Origin of the sequence: Actinoplanes sp. NBRC 101535 (assembly GCF_030269225.1) — a bacterium.
GTDB lineage: Bacteria > Actinomycetota > Actinomycetes > Mycobacteriales > Micromonosporaceae > Actinoplanes > Actinoplanes rectilineatus.
In genome coordinates, this window is the sequence record NZ_BSSY01000012.1 from 100232 (window position 1) to 114389 (window position 14158).

Consider the following 14158-nt stretch of genomic DNA (forward strand, 5'->3'; position numbering starts at 1 on the left):
TGGAGGGTCACGAGCGGCGATGCCGCGGAGGAAGCCGGTGCGAGTCCGGCGCGGTCCCGCCACTGTCACCGGGTGTCCACGCCCGGGAGCCAGGAACTCCGGTCGCCGTGATCCGACTACCACGGGGCGCGGACCCCGAGGGGGAGCGCGCGTGTTTCTGCTGCTGTCGACATCCGACACCGACCTGCTCAGTGCCCGGGCCAGCGGCTCGGCCTGGCGGCTGGCCAACCCGGCCCGGACCTCGGTCGACGACCTGCCCGCCCTGCTCGACGGTGTCGACCTGGTCGTGGTCCGCATCCTCGGCGGCCGTCGCGCCTGGGAGGAGGGCCTGGACGAGCTGCTCGGCGGTTCGCTGCCGGTCGTCGTCCTCGGTGGCGAGATGGCGCCGGACGCCGACCTGATGAAACTCTCCTCGGTCCCGGCCGGTGTCGCCGCCGACGCGCACCTCTACCTCGCCGAGGGCGGCCGGGACAACCTGGCGGCGCTGCACGACTTCCTCTCCGACACGGTGCTGCTGACCGGCAACGGGTTCGCCTCGCCGGTCTCCGCGCCGCAGTGGGGGATCCTCGAGCGGCCGTCGTCCTCCGCTCCGGCAGAGGCCACCGTCGCTGTTCTGTACTACCGCGCCCACCACATGGCCGGGAACACCGCGTTCGTCGAGGCGCTCTGCCAGGCGATCGAGGCGAAGGGCGCGCGGGCGCTGCCGATCTACACGGCGTCGCTGCGGACCGCGTCCGAGGACCTGCTGGCCGAGCTGCGCAAGGCGGACGCCCTGGTGGTGACGGTGCTGGCGGCCGGCGGCACCAAGCCGGCGACGGTGAGCGCCGGCGGTGACGACGAGGCGTGGGACGTCGGCGTGCTCGCCGACCTGGACGTGCCGATCCTGCAGGGGCTGTGCCTGACCAGCTCGCGGGCGGCGTGGGAGGCCAGCGACGACGGCCTGTCGCCGCTGGACGCGGCCACCCAGGTGGCGATCCCGGAGTTCGACGGCCGGATCATCACGGTGCCGTTCTCGTTCAAGGAGATCGACCCGGACGGCCTGTCGGTCTACGTCGCCGACCCGGAGCGGTCCGCGCGGGTGGCGGGCATCGCCGTGGCACACGCCCGGCTGCGGCACATCCCGCCGGCTTCTCGCAAGATCGTCCTGATGCTCTCGGCCTACCCGACCAAGCACTCGCGGATCGGCAACGCCGTCGGCCTCGACACCCCGGCGTCGACCGTCGCGCTGCTGGCGGCCATGCGTGACCGTGGCTACCGGGTCGGGGACTTCACGTCCTACGACGGCGACGGGCTCATCCACGCGCTGATCGCGGCCGGTGGGCAGGATCCGGACTGGCTGACTGAAGATCATCTTGCCGAGAACAAGGTTCGCATCTCCGGCGATTCCTACGCCTCGTTCTTCTCCTCCCTCCCGGACGATCTCCGGGAGAGCATGATCCAGCACTGGGGGCCGCCGCCCGGTGAGCTCTACACCGACAACGGCGACATCGTGCTCGCCGCTCTCCAGGACGAGAACATCGTCGTCATGGTGCAGCCGCCCCGCGGATTCGGCGCCAACCCGGTCGCGATCTACCACGACCCGGACCTGCCGCCGTCGCACCACTACCTGGCGGCGTACCGCTGGGTGGCCGACTCGTTCGGCGCGCACGCGGTGGTGCACGTGGGCAAGCACGGCAACCTGGAGTGGCTGCCGGGCAAGAACGTCGGCATGTCCGCCTCCGACGGCACCGACGCGGCGCTCGGCGACCTGCCGCTGATCTACCCGTTCCTGGTGAACGACCCGGGCGAGGGCACCCAGGCCAAGCGCCGGGCGCACGCGACGCTCGTCGACCACCTGATCCCGCCGATGGCCCGCGCCGAGTCGTACGGCGACATCGCCCGTCTGGAGCAGCTGCTCGATGAGCACGCGAACATCGCCGCACTGGACCCGGCCAAGCTGCCGGCCATCCGGGCGCAGATCTGGACGCTGATCCAGGCCGCCAAGATGGACCACGATCTGGGGCTGTCCAACCGTCCCGACGATGAGGAGTTCGACGACTTCATCATGCACATCGACGGTTGGCTGTGCGAGGTGAAGGACGTCCAGATCCGCGACGGCCTGCACATCCTCGGTGCGGCGCCGTCCGGTGAGGCGCGGATCAACCTGGTCCTGGCGATGCTGCGGGCCCGGCAGATGTGGGCCGGGAAGGTCGCGGCGCTGCCCGGTCTGCGGGAGGCTCTCGGTCTGGCCGAGGACGCCTCGACGGCCGAGACCGACGCGGTCGAGGAGCAGGCCCGGGCGCTGGTGACCGCGATGGAGGACCGCGGGTGGCCCACTTCCGGCATTTCGGATTTGTCGGATAATGCGGATGTAATCCGAGTTTTGGAGTTTGCCGCGTCCGAGGTGGTGCCGCGGCTGGCCCGGACCACCGACGAACTGACCCACGTCCTGCACGCCCTCGACGGCGGTTACGTCCCGGCCGGCCCCAGCGGCTCCCCGCTCCGCGGCCTGATCAACGTGCTGCCGACCGGCCGCAACTTCTACTCCGTCGACCCGAAGGCCATCCCGAGCAGCCTCGCCTGGGAGACCGGCCAGGCGATGGCCGAATCCCTGCTCAAGCGGTACCGCGACGACTACGGCGACTGGCCCCGCTCGGTCGGCCTCTCCGCCTGGGGCACCAGCGCCATGCGGACCGCCGGCGACGACATCGCCGAGATCCTGGCCCTGATCGGTGTCCGGCCGGTCTGGGACCCGGCATCGCGCCGCGTCACCGGACTCGAACCGATCCCCCGCGAGGAGCTCGGCCGCCCCCGGATCGACGTCACGGTCCGCATCTCGGGCTTCTTCCGGGACGCGTTCCCGCACGTCGTGGCGATGCTCGACGACGGCTTCCAGATGGTCGCCGCCCTGGACGAGCCGGACAACTTCGTCCGCGACCACGCCCTGCGCGACCAGGACACCCACGGCGACTGGCGGCGCGCCACGACCCGCATCTTCGGGTCGCGTCCGGGCGCGTACGGTGCCGGCATCCTCCCCCTGATCGACAGCCGGAACTGGCGCGACGACGCCGACCTGGCCGAGGTGTACGCGGTGTGGGGCGGCTTCGCGTACGGGCGCGGACTGGACGGGGTTCCGGCGCGCGACGACATGGAGAACGCGTACCGGCGCATCGACATCGCGGCGAAGAACATCGACACCCGCGAACACGACATCGCCGACTCGGACGACTACTTCCAGTACCACGGCGGCATGATCGCCACGGTTCGCGCGCTGACCGGGAAGGCGCCGGCGGCGTACATCGGCGACTCCACCAACCCGGACCAGGCACGGACCCGCAGCCTGACCGAGGAGACCGCGCGGATCTTCCGGGCCCGGGTGGTGAACCCGCGCTGGATCGCCGCCATGCGCCGGCACGGCTACAAGGGCGCCTTCGAGCTGGCCGCGACCGTCGACTACCTCTTCGGGTACGACGCGACGGCCGGCGTGGTCACCGACTGGATGTACGAGCAACTCGCCGCGAACTACGTCCTGGACGCCGAGAACCAGGCGTTCATGAAGCAGTCGAACCCGTGGGCGCTGCACGGCATCAGCGAGCGGCTGCTGGAGGCGGCCGAACGCAAGCTGTGGGACTCGCCGGAGCCTGCGACGCTGGCCGCGCTGCAGGAGATCTACCTGGAGACCGAGGGCGACCTGGAGGACGGCACCGCGTAAATCGTTTGCCCGGAGGGGCGTCGGGCGCGAGGCTGGCCCGATGCTCATCCGGCGCGAGATCCCCGCTGACATCCCGGCCGTCCACGACGTGACGGCCGCGGCCTTCCGCAAGGCGGGCGCGGCGGGTGTGCCGGTCGAGGCGACCCTGGTCACCGAGCTGCGGGCGTCCGACGGCTGGATTCCCGCGCTCTCCCTGGTCGCCGAGATCGACGCGGCGGTGGCGGGTCACGTGGTCTGCACCCGGGCATCGCTGGGCGGCCGTCCGGCGCTCGGGCTCGGCCCGCTCAGCGTCCACCCGGACCATCAGCGCCGCGGCGTCGGCAAGGCGCTGGTGCACGCGGTGCTCGGCGCGGCGGACGCGTTGGGCGAGCCCGCCGTGATCCTGCTCGGCGATCCGGCCTACTACGGCCGGTTCGGGTTCCGCCCGGCCGCCGATGTCGCGGTGACGCCGCCGGTCGCCGAGTGGGCGCCGTATTTCCAGATCCGGACCTTGGCGGCCTGGTCACCCTCGATGCGGGGACCTTTCGCGTACGCGGAGCCGTTCAGCCGCGTGTAACGGTTCGATCCGTGCCGATCCCACCCGTGACGCCGTATACGATCTGGCCGACTACAGCTTCTACACCAAGGCGGTCAGCCTGCGAGAACTTCTACCCCGCTTCCTGAGCGGGTTCCGGTTCTCCCGGCGACCTGTCGCCTTTCGTCTGCTGACGAGCAGTTCGCCGACGTGAGCGGACTGCTCGTCAGCTGTGTGGGGTGGTGTGCGGTGCGGAGATCGCCCGGGTGACACGTCTCGCCGGGACTCACCGGCCGGTTTCGCCTACGCGGAGCCGTTCGACCGGGTCTGCGACGCGGTGTAAGCGGCCGTGTTCTCGGTGATCTGCCGCAGGGTGTCCCGCAGCACGGCGGTCGCCTCCGGGGTCAGCCCCATCGCCTGCGTGATCTCGATCGGCACGTCCCGGGCCTGCTCCCGCAGCGCCTCGCCCTCGGCGGTCAGGGTGACGATGACGCTGCGCTCGTCGTCCGGCCGTCGTTCGCGCCGCACGTAACCGAGCGTCTCCAGCCGTTTGAGCAGCGGCGTCAGCGTGCCGTAGTCGAGTTGCAGCGCCCCGCTGATCTCCTTGATCGGGCTGGCGCCGCGCTGCCACAGCACCGTCATCACCAGGTATTGCGGGTACGTCAGGTGGAGCCGTTCCAGCAGGGGCCGGTACACCGCGGTCACCGAACGTGAGGCCGCGTACAGCGCGAAGCAGATCAGGTCCTCCATGACCGCACCATACCACTTGGTCGATTAACTTGTGCACGATCTAATCGTGAGCTAGTTTTATCCGGGTAAGCCGTCTGACCAGGAGGTTCGTCATGAGCACTACCCCGCGAGTGGTACTGGAAACCGCGGCCGCCGAGTTCGCCGCCGCCACCGCCAACCCGCCCTACCTGTTCGACCTGGGCCCGGCCGAGGGTCGCAAGACGGTCGACGAGGTGCAGTCCGGCGAGATCGACAAGCCGGCTGTCGACGAAGAGTGGATCACCGTGGAGGGCGGCCCGACCGGCTCGGTGAAGGCGCGCATCGTCAAGCCCGCCGGCGCGACCGGCACGCTGCCCGTGATCGTCTACATCCATGGCGCCGGCTGGGTGTTCGGCAACGCCCACACCCACGACCGCCTGGTCCGCGAACTGGCCGTCGGCGCGAACGCCGCGGTGGTCTTCCCCGAGTACGACCTGTCACCCGAGCACCGCTACCCGGTCGCGATCGAACAGAACTACGCGGTCGCCCGCTGGGTGGTCACCGACGGCGCGTCGAAAGGCCTCGACGCCACCCGCCTGGCCGTGGCCGGCGACTCGGTCGGCGGCAACATGGCCGCGGCCCTCACCCTGATGGCGAAGGAACGAGGCGACGTCCCGGTCACGTTCCAGCTGCTGTTCTACCCGGTCACCGACGCCGCGTTCGACACCCCGAGCTACCACGAGTTCGCGGAGGGATACTTCCTGCGCCGCGACGGCATGCAGTGGTTCTGGGACCAGTACACGACCGACCCGGCCGAACGCGCCCAGATCACCGCATCCCCGCTGCGTGCCACCACCGCCCAGCTGGAGAACCTGCCGCCCGCCCTGATCATCACGGGCGAGGCCGACGTGCTCCGCGACGAGGGCGAGGCCTACGCCGCGAACCTGCGCGAGGCCGGTGTCCCGGTGACCGCCACCCGCTACCAGGGCATCATCCACGACTTCGTGATGCTCAACGCCCTGCGGGGCACCAACGCCGCCGAGGCCGCGATCACCCAGGCGGTCACGGCCCTGCGCAAGGCCCTGCAGAGCTGACGCCTCGTTCCGAGGGGTCTTCTCCGAGCTGACCGCTGGGGGCCAGGGTCCGAGTCGACCGCTGGGGGTCAGGGCAGGCGCGCTTCCCGCGCTCCTGCCGGGTGTACGCCCGGAGCACTCGGACCGCACCCCCGTCCACCGTGGGAGCCCGCGCAGGCCGCCTGTCTCCCGTCCCGCCAGTCCCAGCACACCCAGGGCGCCCACAGGTCCTGTCCTGGCACGCGCCGCTGTTCTCCGTTGGCGGTTTCCGGCCCGGCAGACATCGTCTACCGGGTCGGACGCCGACGGAGCAGGTAGGTATCCATGATCCAACCGTGCTCCTCGCGGGCCGCCGTACGCCGTTCGACGATCTCGTCCGCGACGTCGCCGACCCGGCCCGACGCCAGCAGTTCGTCGGAGGTGCCCACGTAGGCGCCCCAGTAGATGTCGGCCTCCGGATGCCCGGTGAACGCATGCTGCGCGTCCAGCATCACGACGACGTCGTCCACCCCCTCGGGCCAGCCCTCGGCGAGACGCCGCCCGGTGGTCACCTGGAACGGCTGCCCCACCCGGTTCAGCCCGATCCGGTGCTTGGCGGCGAGCGCGGACACACTGCTGATGCCGGGAATCACCTCGAACTCGAACACGGTCTCGCCGCGCTCCAGAATCTCCTCGAGGATCGCGATCGTGGAGTCGAACAGCGAAGGATCCCCCCACACCAGGATCGACCCGGTCTCGCCGTCCTTCAGGTGCGCGGCGATGAGCTCCTCGAGCACCAGCGACCGCCGATGCCGCCAGTCGGCAACCGTGCCGGTGTAGTCGGCGGGCGTCCGATCCCGATCCGGATCGCGTCCCTCGACGATCCGCTTCCGGGGCTGCGAATACCCCTTGATCAGGCGCTCGCGCAGCTCCACCAGGCTCGCCTTGGTCTCGCCCTTGTCGAGCAGGAAGAACACATCGGTCCGCCCGATCGCCTTCGCCGCCTGCAGGGTCAGATGGTCCGGGTCGCCCGCGCCGATGCCGACTACATAGATCTTCCGCACGCCTAGCAGTCTGCCTCACGTCTTCCCCCTGCCCCGACCCAGCCTGTCAACCCCCACTGCCTCTTGCCCCGGACCCGGCAGGCGGCCGCCCCACCTCGCTGTCTCTCCCCGGAGTCCCTCGCGTTCGCGGCAGTGCCGCCGAGGGGAAGGTCAGTGGTCGAACCGGATCCAGTTGACGTTGAGGAATTCGCTGTCGTCGGGGGCGGTGAAGGTGATGAAGACGGTGTGGGTGCCGGTCACGTCGGTGAGGGCGGCGGTGTCGGTTCGCCAGTTCTGCCAGCCGCCGGTGTTGCTGACCGAGATCTCGCCGACCGGGGCGTTGTCGCGGCTGTCGAGGCGGATCTCGATGCGGCCGCTGATGCCGGTGTCGGAGGCGACCCGGATGCGGGCCTTCGTGGCGGGGACCTCGCCGAAGGCGAAGTCGTCGAACCGCATGAAGTCGTTGCGGGTGATCCAGCCGACGTTCCGGCCACCGCCCTCGTCCTGGGTGTCCTCGGTCTCGACGCCGTTGAGTTCGGTGGCCGACTCTGCCTGGAGCAGCGGATATTCGACCGCGACGGGTGACGGGGACGCTGAGGGGGAGACGGTGGGTGAGGGGTCGGGGGCCGGAGACGATGCGGTGGGAGCTGGGGGAAGGACCGCCGCCGCCGGCTCGGCCGCGCTGTCCTGCCAGCGGCCGATCAGGTATCCGAGCAGCAGGACAACGGCGACGCCGAGCACGATGAGTGCCCGGCGCCGGGTCCGCCACGACTGGGTGCGGTAGACGGTCGGAGTACGAGGGTCCACCCGCCAAGGGTAATCAGGCCGGCTGGGCGACCACCGGCGCGACCGGCGGTGCGGCGAAATGACAGGCCGTGAGCTGTCCCGACATCGCTGCCACGGGCTCCGGCACGGAAGCGGAGACCGCATCAGGCGTGACCGCGGTCGCCGGGGACTCCGGAACGGCAGGGGGCCGTACCAGTGCGGGGATGGCGAGTTCGGGCTCTGCGGTGGCGCAGATGTCCTGCACCTTCCAGCAGCGGGTCCGGAAGCGGCACCCCGACGGCGGGTTCACCGGGCTCGGCACGTCGCCCACCAGGCGGATCCGTTCACGCGGCGGTACGCCCCGGACCACGCCGATGTCCGGGACCGCCGAGAGGAGTGCCTGCGTGTACGGGTGGTGCGGCTGCTCGTACAGCGCGTCGCGGGGGCCTTCCTCCACGACGCGACCGAGGTACATCACTGCCACCCGGTCGCAGAAGTGCCGGACCACACCCAGGTCGTGGGCGATGAACACGAAGGCGATGCCCAGTTCCGAGCGCAGGTTCTCCAGCAGGTTCATCACCTGGGCCTGGATCGACACGTCCAGGGCGGACACCGGCTCGTCCGCCACGATCACCTTCGGCCGGGCCGCCAGGGCGCGGGCGATGCCGATGCGCTGGCGCTGGCCGCCGGAGAACTCGTGCGGATACCTGTTGTAGTGCTCCGGGTTCAACCCCACCATCTCGAGGAGTTCCTGGACCCGTTTGAGTTCGCCGCTCTTCGGGACCATGTCGTGGGTGCGCAGGGCGGTGCCCACGATCGTGCCCACCGTGTGCCGCGGGTTCAGCGACGAGTACGGATCCTGGAAGATCAGCTGGATCTGGCGGCGGAACGGGCGGAGCTGCCGTTCGGACAGGTGAGCGATGTCCGTACCGTCGAAATTGATCTTCCCGGAGGTGGGTTCGAGGAGCCGGGTGATCAGGCGGGCGGTGGTGGATTTGCCGCAGCCGGACTCGCCGACCAGGCCCAGCGTCTCGCCCGGCTGGAGGGTCAGGCTGACCCCGTCGACGGCCCGCACCTTGTTGGTGCCCCGGGAGAACAGCCCGTCGCCCTTGATCCGGAAGTGCATCGTGACGTCGTCGAGTTCAAGCAGCGGTGTACTCATGGCACTGGTCCTAAGGGAGCCGGGGCAGGATGTCGGTTTCGAAGATCCGGTCGGGTCCGGTGAGGTGGCAGCGGGACAGCCGGTCCGGGTCCGCGGTCCGCGCGACCAGGTCGGGCAGCTTCTCCCCGCACAGGCCGTCGGCCACCCGGTCCCGGAATTCGCATCTCGGGTGGAAGGCGCATCCGTTCGGCACCGCGAGCAGGCTCGGCGGCGATCCGGGGATCGGGTGCAGCGGCCCCGGTGTGCCGGACACCGCCGGGATGCTTTCGAGCAGCCCCCAGGTGTACGGGTGCAGCGGCGTCCCCAGGATCTGTTTGACCGGTCCGTGTTCGACCGCGTTGCCCGCGTACATGACCAGCACGTCGTCGGCGATCTCGGCGACCACCCCGAGGTCGTGGGTGATGAAGACGACCGCCGATCCGAAGTCGCGTTGCAGGTCGGCGATCAGGTCCAGGATCTGCGCCTGCACGGTCACGTCCAGGGCGGTGGTCGGCTCGTCCGCGATCAGCAGTTTCGGGTCGTTCACCAGGGCCATCGCGATCATCGCGCGTTGCCGCATGCCGCCGGAGAACTCGTGCGGGTACTGGTCGACGCGGCGTCCCGGGTTGGGAATGCCGACCCGGTCGAGCATCTCGATCGCCCGCGCCTTGGCGGTCTTGCGGGAGACGCGGTGGTGCGCCCGGTACGACTCCATGATCTGGTCGCCGATGGTGAAGTACGGGTGCAGCGACGACTGCGGGTCCTGGAAGATCATCGAGGCGTCGGCGCCGCGGAACGCCATCAGGTTCCGCTCGGACATGCCGACGATCTCCTTGCCGCCGACCTTGATCGAGCCGGTGATCCGGGTCGACCGCGGGTCGTGCAGGCCCATCACGGCCATGCTGGAGACGCTCTTGCCGGAGCCGGATTCGCCGACGATCGCCAGGGTGCGGCCCAGCGGCAGGGCGTAGCTGAGTCCCTGGACGGCGCGGACCGTGCCGTCCTGGGTGGGGAACTCCACCTGCAGGTCGGTGATCTCGAGATAGGGCGTCATGATCGTGCCGCTTTCCTGAGCGAAGGGAAGGTCATCCGAGCCGGACCCGCGGGTCGAGGAACGTGTAGACGACGTCCACCACGAGGTTCATCAGGACCAGCACGACCGAGCCGAGCAGCACGCCGCCCATCAGGACCGGCAGGTCGTACTGGGCGAAGGCCCGCAGGGTGAGCAGCCCGATGCCGGGCAGCCCGAAGATGCTCTCGGTGAACAGGGCGTTGGTCAGCTGGAACGCGATGTCCAGGCCGAGGATGGTGATCACCGGGGTGAGGGCGGCGCGGACGCCGTGCCGGTAGACGATCCGGCGCTCGCTGATGCCTTTGGAGCGGGCGGTCCGGATGTAGTCCTGCCCGAGGGTCTCGATCATCGAGGCTCGCGAGTACCGGGTGTAGCTGGCGGCGTTGGTGAGCCCGAGGGTGAGCCAGGCGGCGAGGAGTCCGCTCGCCCAGAGCACCGGGTTGTCCAGGAACGGGTGGTAGGCCGAGGTCGGCAGCACGGTCGCGTAGAGGGCGACGAGCAGCGCCACCACGAAGTACGGCACCGAGTTGATCAGCAGGCTGCCGCCGACGGTGATCTTGTCGAGGGGGCTGCCGCGGTGTTTGGCGGCCAGCGTCCCGGTGATCACGCCGACGAAGAAGTAGACGATCGCACCGCCGAAGACGATCGACATGGTCACCGGCAGGGCCTGGGCCAGCATCTTGGTGACCGGCTGGCCGAGCGTGTACGAGTAGCCGAGGCACGGCGCCGAACATTCGGTGACCACGCCGCCGGCGGTGACGTAGTCCCGTCCGACGACGATGCCCTTCATGTAGAGGCCGATCTGGGTGAGCGCGGGCTGGTCCAGATCGAGGCTTTCGTTGATCGCTTCCAGGCGTTCCGCGGTGCAGCGGTTGCCGCAGATCACACCGGCCGGGTCGGTCGGCGCGAGGAAGAAGAGCGCGAAGCTGGCGACGAGGGTCACGATCACGACCGAGATCGCACTGGCCAGCCGGCGCAGGATGTAGAGCAGCACCGCAGATCCTCCGAGGATGAAATCAAGAGCGGCGGCCCGGCCCGGGGCAGGGCCGGGCCGCCGTGGATCAGAGCGTCAGCCCTTGAGGAACATGTCGGTGAAGAGCGGCATGCCCATGGTGGGGTCGGCCTGGGTGCCGCCGACGTTGGTGCCGATCACGATGCCGAACTTGGTGTAGTAGAACGGGATCGCGACGTACTGCTTCATGATCTCCTCGTCGAGGGCGGCCCACTTCGACGTGGACTCCTCGACGGCCAGGTTGGCGACCGCGTCGATCTTCGCGTCCAGCGCCGGGTCCTTCAGCTCGCCCATGCTGGTGCCGTCGGCGACGGCGCTGGACTTGAAGAGGACGGGGATCCAGCTGCCGCCGGACGGCCAGTCGGAGCACCAGCCGCGCGGGCCCTGGGCGATGTTGACCGGGGCGTCGTAGTCGGAGATCTTGGTGCGCAGCTCGGCGGTGGGGACGCCGATCGCCTTGACGGTGAAGCCGGCCGCGGTCAGCGCGTCCGCGCGGACCTGGGAGACCTGCTGCGGGATCGGCTTGGTGTTGTCGTAGTACCAGCTGACCTCGAAGCCGACCTTGCCGGCCGCCTCGAGCAGCTTCTTGGCCGCGGCCGGGTCGCCGTTGCCGAGACCGGTCAGGTCCTCGACCGGGGTGTACTTCTGGTAGCCGGGGACGCTCGGCGGCATGAAGGTGCTGGCCGCCTCACCGATGTAGTCGTTGACGCCGGCCGCCTTCCAGGTCTGGTCGTACGGCCAGGCCTTGGCGATGGCCTTGCGGACCTCGAGCGGGATCTGGGTGGAGTCCAGCTGCCAGGTGTACGTGCAGGGCGACTCACCCTGGACGAACTGGCTGCTCTTCTCGCCGGTGAGCTGCGGGATCAGCGACGCGTCCACGTCGGCGTAGTTGATCGCGTTGGCGTCCGGCCCGTTGCTGTTGAGGACCTGCTGCTGGGTCTTGACGTCGTCGCCGGCCCACTTGAAGTCCCAGCCGTCGACGTACTGGTGGCGCACCGGGTCGGTGGCGGCGTCCCAGTTCTCGTTCTTGACCAGCTTGAGCTGGGTGCCCGGGGTGTACGACTCGATCTTGTACGGACCGGTGGAGATGGGCTTGTTCTTGTAGTCGGCCTTGGTGTCCTTCGCCTTGGGGATCGGCGTGAACATCGGGAACGACATGTAGAACGGCAGGTCGGGGAACGCCTTGGCCAGGTGGATGACCAGGGTGTCGGCGCCCTGGGTCTCGACGCCGGCGTAGGTGTCACCACCGGCGTACGGTCCCTTGTAGGTGTCGCCGTCCTTGAAGTAGGCGAGCTGGTACGCCGGGCCGTTGGCGTAGAGGTCCTTCGCGAACGAGCGCTTGATCGCGTACGAGAGATCCTCGATCTTGATCTCGGAGCCGTCCTCGTACTTCTGCCCGGTGACGAACTTGAAGGTCCAGGTCAGCTTGTCGGCGGAGACCGTGCCGACGTCGGTCAGGTCCGGGACCAGCACCGGCTTGCCGTCGCGGATCGCGAACTGGGTCGCGGTGCGGAACAGCAGCTTGCTGATCTCGTTCGAGTCGGTGTAGTAGATGTCGGTCGGGTCGATCGTGTTCGGCGTCGACTGGGAGTAGACCGTCAGCACACCGCCCTTCTTGGCACCGGCCACCTCGGGCGCCGGGCCCTTGGCGGTGGCGTCGATCGCCGCGGTCTGCGTGCTGATCGTGCCGGTGTCCTCGTTCTTGTCGGCGCTGTTGTTGGACGACGGGCTGCTGCAGCCCGCGACCCCCAGCGTCAGGGCAGCGGCCACCGCCGCGGCCATTGTCAAACGGCTCGCCATTTCTCCTCTTTCTGTGCTTTCTGAAAAGCGGTTCAGCGCCTGGTTCGGGGGTCGAACGCGTCCCGGATGGCATCGCCGAGCAGGCTGAGGGCCAGGACCAGGACGGTGATGCCGATGACCGGGACCCACAGGAAGATGGGGTGGGCCCGGTAGAACGTCACGGCGGTGGAGATGGTGTAACCCCACGACGGTGTGGGTTCGACCAGGCCGACGCCGAGGAAGGTCAGACCGGCCTCGGTGACGATGTAGCTGGGCAGGGCGATCGACGCCGAGACGATGATCGGGCCGACCAGGTTGGGCAGCAGCTCCTTGAAGAGCACCTGACGGGTCGGCACGCCGAGCACCCGGGCGGCCTGGATGAACTCGCGTTCCCGCAGCGAGAGCACCTCGCCGCGGATCAGGCGGGCCAGGCCGGCCCAGCCGAAGAAGGAGAGCACCAGGATCAGCGAGACGAACCGGATCTCGGCGACCTGGGTGGCGTCGGCGCCCTCGGCGTTGCCGACGAAGACGGTCAGCAGCACGGCCGGCACCGCGATGGCGAACAGCAGGTAGGGCAGGCTGAGCACGAAGTCGATGACCCAGGACAGGATCCGGTCGGTCCAGCCGCCGACGAACCCGGCGATCAGGCCGATGGTGACGCCGATGATCGTGGTGAGCAGGGTGACCAGGCCGGCCACGATCAGCGAGGGCCGGGCGCCGTAGACCCAGCGGGCGAACAGGTCACGGCCGAGCCGTGGCTCGATGCCGAACCAGTGGTCACCGGTGACGCCGATGATCGGGTACCCGTTCCGGTCGATCAGGTCGATGTGCAGCTCGGTGGGGGACTGGCCCTCCAGCTTGGCGAGCAGTGGCGCGAAGATCGCGATCAGCACGAAGAACAGGAAGATCCCGAGGCTGACCATCGCCACCCGGTCGCGGCGCAGCCGGGCGAAGGCGATCGCGGTCGGCGACTTGCCCCGCTGCCCGGCCGGTTTCGGGGCGCCCGGCGCGACGGCCACGGCGTTCGATGCCGGTGGGGCCGGTGGGGCCAGCCCCTCAGTTGAAGTGTCCACGCGCCAAGTACCTCCGTCACGACATACCTCGCACGCGCCGTGGCTGTGAGGCTTTTCGATCTCGCGATTCGGAAAGGTAGTCGCGAACCGAGTCGCGGGAAATGACTTGACGCATCGAATTAATAACGGAGACTGCCTGCGGGCATACCGTTCGGGTCATAGCTCTCCCGGAAAAATCTTGCGCAAAGGGCATGAAATTCCGGCAAAACGCCTATCTAGGTGTAGCTTATGTAAGCATCTGTCCGGTAAGTCGCTCTAGGCATCGCAGGCTACCGCGACGTAACAACATTCTTTCAAAATTGTGTCGG

General features: G+C 69.1%; 11 protein-coding genes and 1 riboswitch. Of the genes, 3 read left to right on the forward strand and 8 right to left on the reverse strand.

What is annotated here, in order from left to right; all coding sequences use genetic code 11:
* Positions 1 to 27: 27 nt before the first annotated feature.
* Positions 28 to 99: riboswitch (cobalamin riboswitch) on the forward strand.
* Positions 100 to 151: 52 nt separating this feature from the next.
* Together cobN and QSK32_RS29505 are read left to right on the forward strand one after the other, a co-directional pair.
* Positions 152 to 3691 carry a cobaltochelatase subunit CobN gene (cobN, locus tag QSK32_RS29500; protein ID WP_285473774.1) on the forward strand — a complete coding sequence of 1180 codons (3540 nt, stop codon included), beginning with the start codon at positions 152 to 154 and terminating at the stop codon, positions 3689 to 3691.
* A 40-nt stretch (positions 3692 to 3731) separates the two neighbouring features.
* On the forward strand, positions 3732 to 4247 hold the full coding sequence (locus QSK32_RS29505; RefSeq protein WP_285473775.1) for a GNAT family N-acetyltransferase: 516 nt from the start codon (positions 3732 to 3734) through the stop codon (positions 4245 to 4247).
* Positions 4248 to 4508: 261 nt separating this feature from the next.
* On the opposite strand, the gene QSK32_RS29510 is transcribed toward QSK32_RS29505, so the two are convergent.
* Positions 4509 to 4955 (reverse strand): MarR family winged helix-turn-helix transcriptional regulator, encoded by a 447-nt coding sequence (locus tag QSK32_RS29510; RefSeq protein ID WP_045742847.1) that lies wholly within the window; start codon positions 4953 to 4955, stop codon positions 4509 to 4511.
* A gap of 92 nt (positions 4956 to 5047) precedes the next feature.
* Here QSK32_RS29510 and QSK32_RS29515 point away from each other — a divergent pair, with 92 nt between their 5' ends.
* Positions 5048 to 6007 carry an alpha/beta hydrolase gene (locus tag QSK32_RS29515; protein ID WP_045742848.1) on the forward strand — a complete coding sequence of 320 codons (960 nt, stop codon included), beginning with the start codon at positions 5048 to 5050 and terminating at the stop codon, positions 6005 to 6007.
* A gap of 266 nt (positions 6008 to 6273) precedes the next feature.
* Here the strand turns inward: QSK32_RS29515 and cobF are convergent, their stop codons facing one another.
* From cobF to QSK32_RS29550, 7 genes are all read right to left on the reverse strand, one after another.
* Positions 6274 to 7029 (reverse strand): precorrin-6A synthase (deacetylating), encoded by a 756-nt coding sequence (cobF, locus tag QSK32_RS29520; RefSeq protein ID WP_285473776.1) that lies wholly within the window; start codon positions 7027 to 7029, stop codon positions 6274 to 6276.
* A gap of 150 nt (positions 7030 to 7179) precedes the next feature.
* Complete coding sequence (locus QSK32_RS29525; protein ID WP_285473777.1) at positions 7180 to 7815, reverse strand: carbohydrate-binding protein; 636 nt, start codon at positions 7813 to 7815, stop codon at positions 7180 to 7182.
* A 13-nt stretch (positions 7816 to 7828) separates the two neighbouring features.
* A complete protein-coding gene (locus tag QSK32_RS29530) occupies positions 7829 to 8935 on the reverse strand; it encodes an ABC transporter ATP-binding protein (protein WP_285473778.1) in 1107 nt (368 codons plus the stop codon).
* Between the two features lie 10 nt (positions 8936 to 8945).
* Positions 8946 to 9968: an ABC transporter ATP-binding protein gene (locus QSK32_RS29535; RefSeq protein WP_045742852.1), complete on the reverse strand. Its 1023-nt coding sequence runs from the start codon at positions 9966 to 9968 to the stop codon at positions 8946 to 8948.
* A 31-nt stretch (positions 9969 to 9999) separates the two neighbouring features.
* Entirely contained in the window at positions 10000 to 10980 is a 981-nt protein-coding gene (locus tag QSK32_RS29540) for an ABC transporter permease (RefSeq protein ID WP_045742853.1), read from the reverse strand.
* A gap of 75 nt (positions 10981 to 11055) precedes the next feature.
* A complete protein-coding gene (locus tag QSK32_RS29545; RefSeq protein WP_285473779.1) occupies positions 11056 to 12798 on the reverse strand; it encodes an ABC transporter substrate-binding protein in 1743 nt (580 codons plus the stop codon).
* A 32-nt stretch (positions 12799 to 12830) separates the two neighbouring features.
* Positions 12831 to 13850: an ABC transporter permease gene (locus QSK32_RS29550; protein WP_245673968.1), complete on the reverse strand. Its 1020-nt coding sequence runs from the start codon at positions 13848 to 13850 to the stop codon at positions 12831 to 12833.
* Positions 13851 to 14158 lie beyond the last annotated feature (308 nt).

Excerpts from the sequence above, each read along its gene's own strand:
- QSK32_RS29505 (WP_285473775.1), top strand. The coding sequence starts at position 3,732 with ATGCTCATCCGGCGCGAGATCCCCGCTGACATCCCGGCCGTCCACGAC.
- QSK32_RS29510 (WP_045742847.1), bottom strand. The coding sequence starts at position 4,955 with ATGGAGGACCTGATCTGCTTCGCGCTGTACGCGGCCTCACGTTCGGTG.
- QSK32_RS29515 (WP_045742848.1), top strand. The coding sequence starts at position 5,048 with ATGAGCACTACCCCGCGAGTGGTACTGGAAACCGCGGCCGCCGAGTTC.
- QSK32_RS29530 (WP_285473778.1), bottom strand. The coding sequence starts at position 8,935 with ATGAGTACACCGCTGCTTGAACTCGACGACGTCACGATGCACTTCCGG.
- QSK32_RS29535 (WP_045742852.1), bottom strand. The coding sequence starts at position 9,968 with ATGACGCCCTATCTCGAGATCACCGACCTGCAGGTGGAGTTCCCCACC.
- QSK32_RS29545 (WP_285473779.1), bottom strand. The coding sequence starts at position 12,798 with ATGGCGAGCCGTTTGACAATGGCCGCGGCGGTGGCCGCTGCCCTGACG.